The sequence below is a fragment of the Spirochaetota bacterium genome, assembly GCA_004297825.1.
In the GTDB taxonomy this organism is placed as follows: Bacteria; Spirochaetota; UBA4802; order UBA4802; family UBA5368; genus FW300-bin19.
Genome location: SCSX01000021.1, coordinates 18,845 through 33,262 on the forward strand (window position 1 = coordinate 18,845; position 14,418 = coordinate 33,262).

The window sequence follows — 14,418 nt, forward strand, 5'->3', positions numbered from 1 at the left end:
TCAGCCTCCTACCTTGTCGTAATAGGTATCGATGCAGGCGAACGCCTTGTCCCTCATGTCCGAGTCCAGCCCGCCGTAGTGCCACTTTGATTCGTCTTCCATGAAGTCGACGCATTTGCCCTTGACCGTATCGCAAATGATCATCGTCGGCTTGTTCTTGATCGTCTGCGCCTGCTCGATCGCCCCGCCCAGCTTCTGCATGTCGTGCCCGTCCACGTGCAGGACTTCCCAGCCGAACGCCTTGAACTTCTCGTCCAGGCTCTCCAGCATGGTGATGTCTTCGGTGCGGCCGTCGATCATGAGGTTGTTGCGGTCGACGAACGCGGTGAGGTTATCCAGCTTGTGGAACGCGCCGATAATCGCCGCCTCCCACACCGAGCCCTCGCAACACTCGCCGTCACCCATCACGCAGTAGGTCCGGAAATTCTTTCCCTGCTTCTTCGCGCCTATCGCCATTCCCACGGCGATCGCGAGCCCGTGCCCCAGCGATCCCGTCGAAGCGTCGCACCCGGGAACCTTGAGCGAGTCAAGGTGCATCCCGAAGGGCGAGCCGGTCTTGTTGAAGTTTTTGAGGAGAGCCTTGTCGAAATACCCCTTTTCGCCGAGCACCGCCGCCCACCCGAGGCCGCCGTGTCCCTTGGAAAGGATCATGCGGTCGCGGTCTTCCTTCTTGGGATTTTTGGGGTCGATATTCATGTACTTGTAGTAGAGCGCTACCAGTATGTCGGTCTGGGATAGCGAGCCGCCGATATGCCCTCCCCCCGCCGTGAAGGTGATGTCCACGATCGATTTGCGGACGTCCTTCGCCTTCTGCTGCAACAATTTGACTTCGTCTGCCGTGAGCGGCATTTCCGCACCTCCCTGCCAGATATTAGAAAACGAGTGAGCGTTCGCTCATTTCCGTCACACTAAGCTCATGCCTTTTTTATATCAAGCACTTTTTGCCCGGTGTGGTTAACGGTGTAATTCTAACAGATCATATCTATATTAATCAAGAATTTTCACCCTGATCAGCCCATTAAATTCATGTCCGGTGATCAGCGGAGGAAGAGATAAAGGATTAGGGATTCTTCCTCTGTCATTTCGAACCCGCCTTCCGAGGTGAGAAATCTTGTGGGGCATTGACACAAAAGATTTCTCCCTGCGGTCGAAATGACGGGGCCATGAACGGGCCAGATTCAATCCCGGTCTCTATCTCTTCAATCGCCGCCGGCGGATCATCGTTTTGTTTGACAATGATGCCCCAGTCGAAGGGTCGGGGGCCGATACGCGTACCCGGCCAGGCGATGAAAATTTTTTGCCGAAATCGAGTTTTCTTCTTGATATATAACGTATGTTTTATAACATGTGTTATATTAAGGAGTAAAACGCATGCCTCCTAAAACCACATTCGACGCCGCGAGCGTCATCGACGCGGCCTTCACCGTGCTCCGCAGCGAGGGCTTCGACAACCTGAGCGCACGGACCATCGCCGATAAATTGGGCTCCTCCACGACACCGGTGTACTCCGCGATCGGGTCCATGAAAAAACTGGAGGAGGCGTTGCTCGCGAGGGCGAACGGCATGCTTTACGAATTCCAGACCACCCCGCGCACCGGTCACGTCTTTCTCGACATGGGCGTGGGGTACGCGCTGTTCGCGAAAGAAGAGCCCATGCTCTTCCGCGCGCTTTTCCTGGACGAGTCCCCGCACCGCGCGCTCCGGAGCCGGCTGCGCAAAGAGCATTTCGGCCGGCTGGAAGCCCAGATGGCGGGCGAGGCGATGCTCGCGGGACTGAGCGAAGAAGGCCGGCACCGGGTGCTCGAGCACATGTGGGTATATACCCACGGCCTCTCGCTCCTGGCGAGCCAGAAGGCACTCGACGACGACAGCATCGAATACATCACGGATTTTTTAAAGGTCACCGGCTACGACATCGCGATGGCCGAAATCAACAGGGAGCGGGGTGCGCAATGAAGGCTTTAAAGATCCTCATTTTGAACGGGAGTCCCAAGGGGGCGGTGAGCGTCACGATGCAGTATGTCGAATATATCAAAAAGCACTTCCCCGAACACGAATTCGAGTCGGTCAATGTTTCGCAGCTCATCCACCGCGTGGAGAAAGACGAAAAGTTTTTTAGCGAAATAATCGAATCGGTGAAGCGGGCGGACGGCGTGGTCTGGGCGTTTCCCCTGTATTACATGCTGGTCCCCGCGCAGTACAAGCGCTTCATCGAGCTCGTCTTCGAGCGCGGCGCCGCGAAGGCGTTCTCCGGGAAATACGCCGTGAGCCTGACCACGTCGATACACTTCTTCGACCACACCGCGCATGCCTACATGAACGGTATTATCGACGACCTTGAAATGCGCTTTGCCGGCTCGTATTCGCCGTACATGTTCGATCTCATGAAAGGAAGCGAACGCGAAAGGCTCGTGGGTTTCGCGCGCGGATTTTTCGACGCAGTGACGGGAAGATTGAGCTTCCCGCGAAGGACGGCGCCGCTGGCCGCGTACAAGTCCTCCTACAGGCCGGGAAAGGTCACGGGCGGCATCGACACCGGCGGAAAGCGCGTCCTCATCCTCACCGATGAAACCGGCACAAGGGGTTCACTCGCGGGCATGACGGGCAGGCTCGCCGGGTTGTTCGGCGATTCCGCGGAGAAATTCAACATCAACGATCTCGACATTAAGGGCGGGTGCCTGGGCTGCATCCGCTGCGGATGGGACGGGGACTGCGCCTGGTCCGGGAAGGACGGCTATATAGAATTTTTCAACGAAAAGGTGAAGGGGGCGGATATACTCCTGTTCTGCGGCACGATCCGCGACCGCTACCTGTCTGCGCGCTGGAAGACATTCATCGATCGCTCATTCTACAACAATCACCAGCCGCTCTTCCAGGGGAAACAGGTCGGCTACGTGATCTCCGGGCCCATCGGCAGCCTGGGGTTCCTTCGCGAAATATTCGAGGCGCACACGGAGCTGATGCACGCGAATCTCGTGGATATCGTGAGCGACGAGCAGGGCGATTCACGCACCCTTGACCGCGTGCTTTCCGATTTCGCGTCACGCCTGGCCGCGGCGTCGCGTGCCGGTTATACCAGGCCCAGGACCTTCCTGGGGGTGGGCGGAATGAAGGTATTCCGCGACGAAATATTCTCGCACCTGCGGTTTCCTTTCAGGTCCGACCACGAATATTACAAGAAGCACGGGATGTACGACTTCCCCCAGAAACGCTTCAAGATGCGCGCCATAGCCTCGGTCATGCTCCTGATTTCAAGGATACCGTTCATGCGTCGGGAGATTTACCGCAACAAGATCAAATCCGGGATGGTGGCGCCGCTCAAGGCGATAGTCGCGAAGCACTGAGGGAATAGTCGAATCTGGGGGCAGCCGGGGCGGAGTACGCGATTCCGCGGCGGGTCAGAGTATCTCGAAGCCCAGGAGGACCACGTCGTCGTTTATCCGCGCCGATCCCCTGAAGGCGTTGACCGCTTCAATTATCGTATCGAGCGTAGCCGACAGCGTTTCGCGGCGGGATTCATGGAAGAGCTTTACGAGTCCTTCTTCGAAGCCCAGCATTTCCTTGCGCTCGTTTTCCGTTTCCGATATGCCGTCTGTGTATAGCAGAAGCCTGTCTCCTTTTCCGAGCACCATGGTCTTCTCCTCGTACACCGCCTGCTCGAACGCCCCGATAATCGTGCCCCGGGAATCGAAGAGCTCCGCGCTCCCGTCCGCGCGTAGCAGTACCGGATATGGATGCCCGCCGTTGCAGAAGGTGAAGCGCGCGCTCCCGTCGGTAAGGAAACTGAACAGCCCGTATATGCCCGTAAGGAAGTAGCTCGACATGTAGTCCTTGAGCTGGATGTTGAGCTGTTTGATATATTCTGCGGGCGAGAAGGCATGCTTGCGGAAGATGCGATCGGTGGTGAATTTCACGAGTGACACGAAGAGCGCTGCGGCGATCCCATGCCCGGACACGTCGCCTATGAACACGCCAAGCTCCAGGTCGCCGTACGGGAGGACGGTGAAATAGTCCCCACCCACCGTGTCCAGGGGGATATAGCGGTACTCGACCTGGAACCGCGTGCTTTCAGGAAGCTGCTTGTGGATGAGCGCGCGCTGCGTGAGCTGCGCGAGCTTCATGTCCTTCTCGACCGCATCGCTGCGCTCGCGCAGTTTCCCTTCGGAGACGCGCAGTGCGTCTTCCGCCGCCTTGCGCGCGGTGACGTCCTCCTTCACGGCGACGAAATGCGTAATCTCGCCGTTCCCTTCCCTGATAGGGGAAATGGAAGCGGATTCCCAGTACAGCTCCCCGTTTTTTTTCCGGTTGTGGAACTCCCCACGCCACTCGTTCCCCGCCAGTATGGTCTGCCATAGATCCCGGTAGAAAGGCGCGTCCTGGGTCCCCGACTTGAGTATTCGCGGGTTTTTGCCCACCGCTTCATCGAGGGTGTACCCCGTGAGCTTGGTGAACTTGGGATTTACGTACTCTATGGTGCCGTGCTTGTCGGTAATGACGACGGTGGAGGGACTTTGCTCTATGGCCCGCGAGAGCTTCCTCAGGGTAAGCTCCCGCTCCTTCTGCGCGGTGATATCGACGAGGAATCCGTCCATGCGGTACTCCCCCGGCTGGTCGCCGCCCGAAGCCGTACAGGTGTTCGAGACCCAGCGCACGCTGCCGTCCTTGCGCACGATGCGGTGCTCAATGCTGGAAGAGGCGCCGCTGTTCCTGACTGCGGCCAGAAAGGCGGACACGCGCGCGCGGTCCTCGGCATGAATCATGAGGTACCAGAGGTAGGGGTTGGAGCCAAGCTCTTCCGGGGAATAGCCGGTGACCCTGGCGGATTGGGGGCTGTGGTAGGAACGCACGCTCTCCTCGTCCCGCATCCGGACGCTGTAGATGTATTCACTTACGTTGCTTATGATCGACCTGAAGGTATCCTCGTTCTGCAATAGCGAATCGGAACTCATTCGAACATCCTCGAAATTTGATTTTGCAGCGGCCTCATTTACCTGTCATGATGTAATATATCACGCCCGCGCGACGCGCTCAAACGATATCCGGTGGTTTAGAAAAGATTTAACGGGATACCGGCACGAATCACCACGACCCAGTCGTCGTGGAATTCGGAGTCCCGCGGCCGAACACCCTCTATGGAGGTAAAGCGGTGATAGCGCACCCGCGCCGATAAATCGAATCCCCCGGCGATGCCCCCCACGGTTCCCCATGCCGCCCAGCCGCCGTGGTAGCGGTTGCTCGCTTCCGCCTCCCCGAGAACCTCGGTCCACATGGCCCCCTTGAACAGCCCCCCGCCCGCGCCCAGGTACAGGCCGCCCAGGCCGATATACGGCTCCACGCCTGCCATGAACATGTAATATGCCGTCGCCGGCGGATCAAAGACGCGGTACTTGTAGTAGCCAACGAGACCCTCGAACCGGATCCCGCCCGCTTCGCTCCCGGCCTCAACGGTCAGTCCCAGCTCGCCCGTAATGAGCCCGCTGTCGCCCGCTTCCTTCGCGATCTCCCCATCCGCGTCCAGGAGCACGTCGAGCATGAAGATCGCGAAGCTCGTTCCGGAAAGCCCGGCGAAGGGTTCGATGGTGAGTCCCGCACGCGCGGGAGAGCTGGGGGTGAGAACGGCCAGGAGGATCGCGAACAACGAGGCAATGGCATTCTTGTACATAACTTCTCCTTCGACTTGATTATCGGGCCCGGATCCGCCCGTTCATCATCCCTGGTCCGCGGAAATCTCGGAATCCTCCGCGATCAGTACTACGTTCCTTCCCGCCCGCTTCGCGCGGTAGAGGGCCTTGTCGGCGATGCGTATGAGCGCGGTATGGTCCGATGCGTGACGCGGGTACATCGATATCCCGCCCGAGAGTGTCGCCTTGATACTATGCCCCCCGCTCCGGCTGCGCACCGCGGCGAAATGGGAGCGCACCGCCTCGGCGCGATCGAGGACGATTTCCTCCCGCGCGCCGGGCATTATTATCAGGAACTCCTCGCCCCCGTAGCGGCAGGTGATGTCGCTTTTCCTCGTAAATTCGCGCATGATGTCGCCCAGCGCTTTAAGGATGAGGTCCCCCGTCTGGTGCCCGTACTCGTCATTGACGATCTTGAAGAAATCGATGTCAAGGAGAATGCACCCGACCGTTTCGTTCGAGCGCTCCGCGCGTACAAGCTCCTTCGCGAACACCTCGTCGAGGAAATAGCGGTTGAACAGCCCGGTAAGGGGGTCCCGCATGGCCATCTCCTCCAGTTTTTCCTGGAGGGCCTTTGCCCGGTCAAGACGCGCGAGGAGCAGGTCGTGCGACTTCCTGAGCTCCAGCTCCATGTTTTTCCTTTCCGAAATGTCCCTGAGCACGAGAAGGCGGCCCTGCACGACGTTACCGGAGGGCGAGAGGTCCCATGATTTCATTTCAAAGTGCGCGGGGCCCCGGGGCGTTTCGAGCACGACATCTCGTCGAATCCCCCCCGGGGCGAGATCGGCGGGGAGGGCTTCACTCATCCCGGGACACATAGTCCCGACGTCCGCCCCGATCATGAGTCCGCCGTTCGCCGCGCATATATCGGACGCGGCCTTGTTATAGTCCAGCACACGCGCGTTATCGTCGAGCACGATTACCGCGTCGTCCATCGTCTCAATGAGCAGGTCCCTGGCCATGGGAATGGTATCGAAGTGCCGGTAGCGGACCAGGCCCCACGCGGCGAGCAGGCCTCCCGTTGTTATGGTGAACGGGGAAATGTCCCTGAGCGGGAAATCGCACAGCGCGGCCAGCGTGACGGCCGCGCCCAGCAGCGGAATCGCGTGCCCCGCTATGACGAATCCGACCTGCCGGCGATACAGGTGGTGCATGCGAATGAAGGCCCGCAGGAGAATGAGAAGGGCGTGCAGGAGGACGAGCAGCACGCACGCGGCGGCAATGATGGCCAGGGGGGAAAATTCGTAAATCAGGAAAAGGCCGCCCTCCCGGGATTCCAGCCGGGGGTCGATCCGCGCAAGGCCGTGGAAGGGATCGGTTGCCATGAACAGAATGCCGGCGATCGCGGGGAGCGCGATGAGCAGGGAAAGGGGCCGGGGAGGCTTTATGCGGGCGCTCGCGGTGACCGCGGCGAAATGCCACAGGAACACCGCCCACCCTGCCCCGCCCGCGTACTGTAAAAGGTCCCAGGAAAGCTTGTGCTGGATAGTCGTCGCGAGCAGGTCGAGGAGCGTTCCCGTGATCCAGAGCGCCTGGAACAGGGATACGGCCCCGTAACAAAGGGCGCCCGGCTCCCTGCGCCTGCCGATGCAATACCAGGCAAGTGAAAGCGAGACACCCAGTGAGAGCACGCAAAAAAGTATATATATGCCCCTCGTGCTTACCATGATGTGAGAATATTCCGCATTTTCTTTGTAGTGTGCCCGGATACCGTACTTTTTATAAAAGCGCCTCCCGGGCGCTTCCCTTTCGTGGTATTCCTGTCTCATCTATTTCATGAAACGCTTGAAAAGTCAAGCAGTCCGCATTCATGCGCGAATGGAAAAAGCACTTGACACTATTACTACGTATGAGTAATTTTTGTATACGTAATATTATTTCAATGGAAGGTTGCCTATGCCGTCTCAGGATCATTACCGGAAACTCGAAAACCTGATGCATTCGGCCCCCATCGTCAAGCTCACGCGGGCGCGGGCGCTCATAGGAGACGGCACCGCCGAAATCACCATCCCCGTGAGGGAAGAATTTTTCCACGCCGCACACGCGCTGCACGGCTCCATATATTTCCTGGCGCTCGACAACGCGGCCTTCTTCGCGGTGAACTCCCTCGTCGAAGACGTGTTCGTGCTCACGGCAAGCTTCACGACCTATCTCACGCGGCCCGTCACCTCCGGCGAGATCAGGGCCGCGGGTAAGGTGGTTTCTCGCGGGAATTCCCAGTTCATCGCCGAATCGGTGCTGTACGACGAGGACGGAAAAGAGATCGGGAGGGGCAACGGGATATTCGTGAAAAGCAGGATAGCGCTCGACGAGCGGGTAGGGTATACTGCATGACCCGCCGGGAGCGATCCGCCGGGGGGAAAACTATCAGTCATTTCGGGGACGGTGTGCGATGAAATATGTATCCATCGATGATCCGTCGGCGTGCCCCTACGGCATGCTGTATCGGCTCTCGCTCCTGGCCACTGCCGCGGTCAAGGCGGAGTTCGCGCGCGCGGGTATAAGCGCGGTGAAGCCGGCGTATCTTGGTGTGCTCATGCGCCTGTGGTACGCCGAAAGGACCGATGGCACGGTGAGCAGGCTGGGACACGAGGACGGCATCAGGATAAGCGAACTGGGAAGGATGACCGGGCTGGAGCCTTCGAGCATGACGGGCCTCGTGGATCGCATGGAGCGCGACGGCCTGGTCCTGCGCGCCCCCGATCCCCACGACCGGAGGTCGCAGGTGGTGAGCCTCACGGAGGCGGGAAGCGCGGCGCAGTCCGGCGTCATTGCCGCGCTGGACCGCGCGCTCGAAATGGTTTTCCAGGGTATGCCGCAGTCGGAACTGGCCGCCGGGAAGAAATTCCTGGAGCGGGCGATCGCCAACCTGGAGGCCTGACCGGCGTACGCGGTACGCCGGCTTACCGCGCCTCGACCAGGCCGTCGATCGTCCTTCTGAGCGCCGCAGCCGATTCCGGGTTGTACATGATGAGAATATCCGCGCCCGCGTAGAGGAGCGCCGTCGCGGTTGAAAGCTCCCACACGGCCGCGCGCTTTTCGAGCTCTCCCCACTCGGGGAAGTCCGCGCCGGACGCGCGCAACTCCTTGATCTTCGCGCACTCCTGTCCCGGAGACACGATCATGGGCGCGGCGAGCGCCGCGTCCCCGCCCAGCCCCGTGAGCCGAATGCGCTCCATCACGGAATAGGTATACTCGATCCCGTAGCCCATCGCCCCCGTCATGGGATCTATCACGATGCGGTTCGCGGGAATGCCCATGTTGCCCAGCAGTATGCAGAGCTGTTTCGCGATGTTCACGTCGATGGGGCTTTGCGCGACCAGGGTATGGCCGTACGCGAGCGCCGCCCCGGCGATGGTCCGGTAGTTGTCCTGCTCCACCCAGTTCAGCAATAAATTTTCCCCCGCGCATCCACGCGCGATCTCCTTCATCACCTCGTTGTTTTTCTCGTAATGGTTGTGGCCCGTGACGATGAGCGGCACGTCGACGGCGGCGAGCACCTCCTTTACGAACGCGAGCGAATCGGCCGCCGCGCGGTTTCCCCGCTCGGGGTGCGTTCCGTCCAGGCGCACGCTGATGACGTCGGCGCCGTATTTTTCCACGCACGCGCGCGCCATCTCCGCAGGCCTGGCGAGCAGGCCGCCCCACATGGCCCTGAGCACGGGCGGATACTTTTCGCTCACGCGGTCGAAGACCTCCATCGCGACGAGCGGCCGGTGCGGCGCGCTCCCCTCCCATCCATGAAAAGGCATGGACGGCGCCCCGCCTATGGTGAGCGTCCTTCCGCGTGTTCCCCCTTCCGCCCTGGTCGCGCCCAGGGTTATCGCGTGGACGGGAATCTCGACGCGGTCCTTTCTTACGGCGAAGGATTTTATGGCGCCGATTCGCTCGGCCGCCCGGGGCGCCGCGGGTTTCACGGCGGGAGCTTTCTGCGGCGTATGCGCATCGCGCGCCTTCCCCGTCCCCGTATGCCCGGTGGCGCCGCGATGCCGCACGAGCTCCGCCCCATCAAGAAATTTCCCCGAAAGGACGCCGATAATATCGGTCACTATTTCGCGCGTGAGCGATTCCTTTATCTCCGCGCGTACCTGGCTCATGATTTCTTCTTTAAGTGCGGCAATGTCCAGCGTGCCTGGGATCGCGGGTCCCGAAGCCTGGGGCGCCTCCACGACGCTTTCCGGCGCCGCTGGAATTTCACGGAGCGCCTGCTTTCCGGACGGGGCAGGCGCCGCCTGCGCCGGGGAAGGATCCCCTCCTTCCGCGACATTCGCCATGTCCTCCATGGAGAGCGCCGGGTGCCCGGCCTTTTCCATGAAGGCGCGCACCTCGCGTGCCTCGATCGCGATCGACTCGTCCGCAATCATGTCGAGAAGACCGGGGGCGCCCTGCTCCCCGAAGCGCCGGTTGAGGTCGTCCGCGAGGAGCTCCTTGAGTTCCTTCGTCATCCAGACCAGGCGCCTGTGGCCACCCTCGGCGTAGAGGAACTTGCGCGAGGTGAGGAAGACCTTGCCGCATCCCATGAAGCCGGGGGTCTGGGCGCCGCCGCCCACGTTCCCGGCGAGCGTGGAAAAGCTCATGCCCACGGGCGTCTCCCCGGTGTATTCCCGGTTCACGGCCATGACGCCGTTCGCCTCCGGGAGATAGGCGAGTATCACCTCGAAGCAGCCGCAGCTCGTCATGGGGCGCTCCATGATGGAATAGAGGCAGAAACTTTCCACGGACTTGTGCGAATTCGCGTACACGTACTCGTTCACGCCGGACCACACGCCGCGCACCGGGTCCATGCACTCGCCCTTGCGCACGGGCTGGTTGGGACCCGTCTCGTCGATCTCGTGGGCGGCCTTGCCGTCCAGCCAGTTGTACGCGCCGCACAGCCCCAGGCGCTCCGGCGTGATCACACACACGTGGTTGGGCGCGAACGACTGGCAGAGCAGGCATGAGTAGAAGGTGTCCACCGATTCGTCGGTCATGGATTCGAGCCTGCGGTTGCGCTCCTGGTAAATCTTGCGCGCAACGGCTATGCGGCGCTCCACCTCGGCCGCGTCGGTGAAGAGGGTGACCTTCACCTTGTCGACGATCGCCGGGTAGTTCGCGAGGAATTTGGCGTGGAGTATCTCGCCGTAATCTTTAAGGCGCAGTCCCTTCCCGAAGCCGTTTTTAGAAATGCGCGTCCATACGATATCGCGCTGGCCCATGTGCCAGATGCCCTCCGCGCCGTTGACCAAGTGGTGTATCTGGCGCTCGAGGATGGACTCGAAGTCCGGCTGCATCTTGCGGCCCGCCACCTCGACCCAGATCGCCAGCGGCAGCGCGCTCCCCGGCTCAATGTCATCCACGTCCTTTCCGACAATCTCGATCTCCCCGTCGTTGATATCCTCCAGCCCCACGGTTGTCACGAACTCGAAGGCCGTCGTGATGTTCCCGCCAAACTCGACGTGCGTGTCCTGCTTGCGGATGCGCTCGCCCTCGAAGGCGGCGCCGTAGGGGACGGGGATGGGCACCTTCGTGATCCTGATCTTGCATCCCCTCACCTCGAGCGCCTTTTCCACCATGGTTTCGGGCGGCACGTTCGACACGACGTGCTCGTAGGTCGTGATCCCGGACGGGAGTATCTGCGGGATGTCGGTGTCGGCGATGACGGGGAAGCCGTAGTTGAGCGCCCCCGCGGCGGCGGCGTACTTCGCGGAATCGACCTCGCCCATCGCGAGCACGAAGGCGAAGATGCGGTCCTTGTTGTAGCGTAAATTCGCACGGAAATCCCCCGGCTTCACCCCGCCGAACGAGAGGGCCGCGCGGTTCGCGAAGCCCAGCGCGTAGATGAGCGCCGATACGTCGGGCCCGAAGGGAACGAGCCTGGTTTCCCAGCCAAGCTGCACCCCCTCCTCGTGCAGCTGTTCCGCGAACTGCTTCCCGTTCGTGGAACCGGCCATGAACACGTAGAGGTTTTTCTCCTGGAGCTCGCGCGCGATCCGGACCGCGATCGCGTTCGTAGGCGCGGCCCCGGTAATCGCCGCGAATCCCGGCGCGGTGCCGTCCACGAACTCGATCCCGCGCTCGCGCATGATGATGTCGTTCGCCGCGCCCAGCCATATGCCGTTCACGGGGGACGGTCCCGCAAGATACTTGCACGCCTCGATGATCTCGCAGGCGAAGAGCGCCGCGACCCCGGCGTCAAGGGTATTGCCCAGGTAGGGCAGCCACACGTGCTCCGCGGGGCGCGCGGGCAGAAGAGATTTCGCATAACGAAGGAGGCGCCTGAGGTCGGCGACGGTTTCCATCTTCTCACCGGTAAAGGAGTATATGACGGGCAGGTAGTACGCGGTGTCGGGGAATCCCGTATCGGCCCCCTCCCCCTTCTCCGCCATGGCCCGGTCGAGCATCTGTTCGGCGCGGGCGACCCACTCGACGGCGCCGTCTATGGCGCTCGCGCATATCAGCTTAGACATTCTGCTCCCTCCTGTCCTTCATATCCATAAGCCGCCGCTCCTGTTTCCTGTTGATGCCGAGCCTCGTCCTGCGTTCGTCAATGATCCGGAGTATCGCGGCGGCGGCCTCCAGGGGGTCGGTGTGCAGGTGGAAGGAGGCGCCGTAGGTCTCCCGGGCGCCGCCCAGGAGGTACCCGTCCACGTTCGCCGAACCGCCCGTGTAGAAGGGGTTCCCCAGGACCACGTCAATCCCGGAGGCAACGAAATAGCAGCCGATCGCGATCGCCTTCTCGCTCATCCATTCCGGCGCGACGCCCACGACCGGGACATCCGAGAGGTCCTCGCCCAGGCCCCCCTCGCGCACGACCTCGGTCGCGGCCTCGAGGAGGCGCGAGTTGTCGACACAGCTTCCCATGTGGAGGACCGGCGGCATGCCCACCGCCTCGCACACCTCGCGCAGACCCTTCCCCGCGGCCTCGAGCGCCGCCTCGGGCGTGAGCATTCCGGCCTTCGCGGAGGCGATGGCGGCACAGCCCGTTTTCAGAATGAGCACGTCGTTTTTCAGGAGCTCCCTCGTGAGCACGTTGATGTACTCGTCCAGCCGCGTCTTGGGATTGTTGCAGCCCACGATGCCAGCGATGCCCCTGATGCGCCCCTGGATCACGGCGTCGTTGAGCGGCCGGAACGAGGCGCGGAAGCTCCCGCCCAGCATGTACTTGATCGCCGGGACGCTGAATCCCGCAACGAGCGGCTGGGAATGCTTCGGTATGCAGACCTTGTGTGGATCGCGGTTTCGGAAATTGTCGATCGCGCCGTAGAGGAGCTTCTTTGCGCCCTCCATCGCGTGTTCGCGCGAAAAGCTCTCGTGGGTCGCGCCCACCGTGCGCGCGATGTCACTCGTCGACACGATCCGGGTGTGGTACGCCGCGGCCACCTCGGGCAGCGAAGGCATGCAGCACTGCACGTCGATGATCATCATCTCGACCGCTCCCGTGATGATCGCGAGCTCCTGCTGCAGAAAGTTCCCCGCGATGGGGATGCCGTGGCGCATGAGGATCTCGTTCGCCGTGCAGCATATCCCCGCGAGGGTGATGCCGTTCGCCCCCGCCATGCGCGCGTACTCCTTAACCTCCGTATCCATGGAGGCGAGCGCGAGCATCTCCGAGAGCGCGGGCTCGTGGCCGTGCACCACCACGTTCACCGTGTCCTCGCCCAGCACCCCGAGGTTCGCGGTGCTCTTCACCGGCGAGGGCGTGCCGAACAGGATGTCCCCAACGATGCTCGCGATGCGCGAGCCGCCCCAGCCGTCGGCGAGGGCGGTGCGGAAGGCGTGTGTGAGGATGTTCCGGAAATCGTGGTCCACGCCCATGTGGGTGCGGTGCAGGCTTTCCACCACCATGCGGTCGATGCCGGCGGGCTCCACGCCCACACGCTCCCACACGCCCTGCCGCTTAACGGGCGCGAGCCTCAGGGTGGCGAGCTTTTCTTCCTGCGCGGTGAACTCCGCAAGGAAGGTCTCCGCGAGCTCGAGCGCCACCTTCATGGCGGAGAGCCCCGCCTCCTCGACGCCGTAGGCGCGCGCCGCGACGCGGAGCGCCTTCTCGTCCTTGATCTCGTAACTCCCGCCCTTGCCCAGCGCGATGTCGCGGAGCAGCAACACCAGGTGCCTCCCGTGGTCCGAGTGCGCGGCCGTCCCGGAGGCGACCTCCCTTAAAAAGTTACGCGCGACGACGGTGTCGGCATCGGCGCCGCACACGCCGCGGGGGGTCTTGGGCGTGATGCGGCAGGGCCCCATGTGGCAGACGCGGCAGCACACGCCGGAGGTCCCGAACTTGCACTGCACGGCCTGCCGGTCCATGCGGACGAAGCTCGTCTCCACGCAGTCGCGCTCGGCCTTGCCCAGTATCTCGATCGAGGCGCGGTCGGTGGCCCGCTCCTCGGGTGTGCGCGCATGGTTGTCCATCAGGGGGTCTCCTCGTACTTATGTCCCGTGAGTATCGGCGAAGCCCGAAACGCGGGCATTGTCAGGTAAGTGTACCGCTAAACTACACCGGCGCTATTATTTCAAACGAAATTCGGCGCCTGCAATTATTTTTGGTGAATTAGGGTTCAGTTAAATTTCGCGTTTTGCGGCACAGGGAATTCACGGAAGCGAGAATCAAAGTCCGGGGGGGGTTAGCATTGTAGATCCATGAAAATGTTCCGATTTTCCGCCCCTCCTTCGTATTCATTTCATACTCTCCACATTATCCCGGGGGATACGGAATGCTGCGAACAAGTATCAACATGAAAAACGACATCTTCTTTAAGAT

Annotated in this window: 10 protein-coding genes; 4 read left to right on the plus strand and 6 right to left on the minus strand. The window is 61.4% G+C overall.

The window, feature by feature from the left end:
• Positions 1-849 (minus strand): transketolase, encoded by an 849-nt coding sequence (locus tag EPN93_04705; GenBank protein ID TAL38515.1) that lies wholly within the window; start codon positions 847-849, stop codon positions 1-3.
• Between the two features lie 522 nt (positions 850-1,371).
• Here EPN93_04705 and EPN93_04710 point away from each other — a divergent pair.
• Positions 1,372-1,956, plus strand: coding sequence for a WHG domain-containing protein (locus tag EPN93_04710; protein ID TAL38516.1), 585 nt, complete (start codon positions 1,372-1,374; stop codon positions 1,954-1,956).
• Positions 1,953-3,344, plus strand: coding sequence for a flavodoxin (locus tag EPN93_04715; GenBank protein ID TAL38517.1), 1,392 nt, complete (start codon positions 1,953-1,955; stop codon positions 3,342-3,344). The genes EPN93_04710 and EPN93_04715 overlap by 4 nt, the downstream gene beginning before the upstream one ends.
• 54 nt (positions 3,345-3,398) lie before the next feature.
• On the opposite strand, the gene EPN93_04720 is transcribed toward EPN93_04715, so the two are convergent.
• The 3 genes from EPN93_04720 to EPN93_04730 form a co-directional block, all read right to left on the minus strand.
• The gene (locus EPN93_04720) at positions 3,399-4,949 is read right to left on the minus strand and encodes a PAS domain S-box protein (GenBank protein ID TAL38518.1); all 1,551 of its coding nucleotides are present in this window, start codon (positions 4,947-4,949) and stop codon (positions 3,399-3,401) included.
• A 98-nt stretch (positions 4,950-5,047) separates the two neighbouring features.
• Entirely contained in the window at positions 5,048-5,662 is a 615-nt protein-coding gene (locus EPN93_04725; GenBank protein TAL38519.1) for a hypothetical protein, read from the minus strand.
• 45 nt (positions 5,663-5,707) lie between these two features.
• Positions 5,708-7,450 (minus strand): diguanylate cyclase, encoded by a 1,743-nt coding sequence (locus tag EPN93_04730; protein ID TAL38520.1) that lies wholly within the window; start codon positions 7,448-7,450, stop codon positions 5,708-5,710.
• Positions 7,451-7,577: 127 nt separating this feature from the next.
• Between EPN93_04730 and EPN93_04735 the strand changes: the two genes are divergently transcribed.
• Positions 7,578-8,015 carry a PaaI family thioesterase gene (locus EPN93_04735; protein TAL38521.1) on the plus strand — a complete coding sequence of 146 codons (438 nt, stop codon included), beginning with the start codon at positions 7,578-7,580 and terminating at the stop codon, positions 8,013-8,015.
• Between the two features lie 202 nt (positions 8,016-8,217).
• Positions 8,218-8,562, plus strand: a complete 345-nt coding sequence (locus EPN93_04740) for a MarR family transcriptional regulator (protein TAL38524.1) — start codon at positions 8,218-8,220, stop codon at positions 8,560-8,562.
• A gap of 22 nt (positions 8,563-8,584) precedes the next feature.
• On the opposite strand, the gene cdhC is transcribed toward EPN93_04740, so the two are convergent.
• A complete protein-coding gene (gene cdhC / locus EPN93_04745; GenBank protein TAL38522.1) occupies positions 8,585-12,127 on the minus strand; it encodes a CO dehydrogenase/CO-methylating acetyl-CoA synthase complex subunit beta in 3,543 nt (1,180 codons plus the stop codon).
• Entirely contained in the window at positions 12,120-14,069 is a 1,950-nt protein-coding gene (cooS, locus tag EPN93_04750; protein TAL38523.1) for an anaerobic carbon-monoxide dehydrogenase catalytic subunit, read from the minus strand. Before cooS ends, cdhC begins: the two co-directional genes overlap by 8 nt.
• Positions 14,070-14,418: the final 349 nt, after the last annotated feature.

Coding starts and splice junctions, on each gene's coding strand:
- EPN93_04715 (TAL38517.1), top strand. CDS start 1,953: ATGAAGGCTTTAAAGATCCTCATTTTGAACGGGAGTCCCAAGGGGGCG.
- EPN93_04730 (TAL38520.1), bottom strand. CDS start 7,450: ATGAGACAGGAATACCACGAAAGGGAAGCGCCCGGGAGGCGCTTTTAT.
- EPN93_04705 (TAL38515.1), bottom strand. CDS start 849: ATGCCGCTCACGGCAGACGAAGTCAAATTGTTGCAGCAGAAGGCGAAG.
- EPN93_04735 (TAL38521.1), top strand. CDS start 7,578: ATGCCGTCTCAGGATCATTACCGGAAACTCGAAAACCTGATGCATTCG.
- EPN93_04740 (TAL38524.1), top strand. CDS start 8,218: ATGCGCCTGTGGTACGCCGAAAGGACCGATGGCACGGTGAGCAGGCTG.
- EPN93_04725 (TAL38519.1), bottom strand. CDS start 5,662: ATGTACAAGAATGCCATTGCCTCGTTGTTCGCGATCCTCCTGGCCGTT.
- cooS (TAL38523.1), bottom strand. CDS start 14,069: ATGGACAACCATGCGCGCACACCCGAGGAGCGGGCCACCGACCGCGCC.
- EPN93_04710 (TAL38516.1), top strand. CDS start 1,372: ATGCCTCCTAAAACCACATTCGACGCCGCGAGCGTCATCGACGCGGCC.
- cdhC (TAL38522.1), bottom strand. CDS start 12,127: ATGTCTAAGCTGATATGCGCGAGCGCCATAGACGGCGCCGTCGAGTGG.
- EPN93_04720 (TAL38518.1), bottom strand. CDS start 4,949: ATGAGTTCCGATTCGCTATTGCAGAACGAGGATACCTTCAGGTCGATC.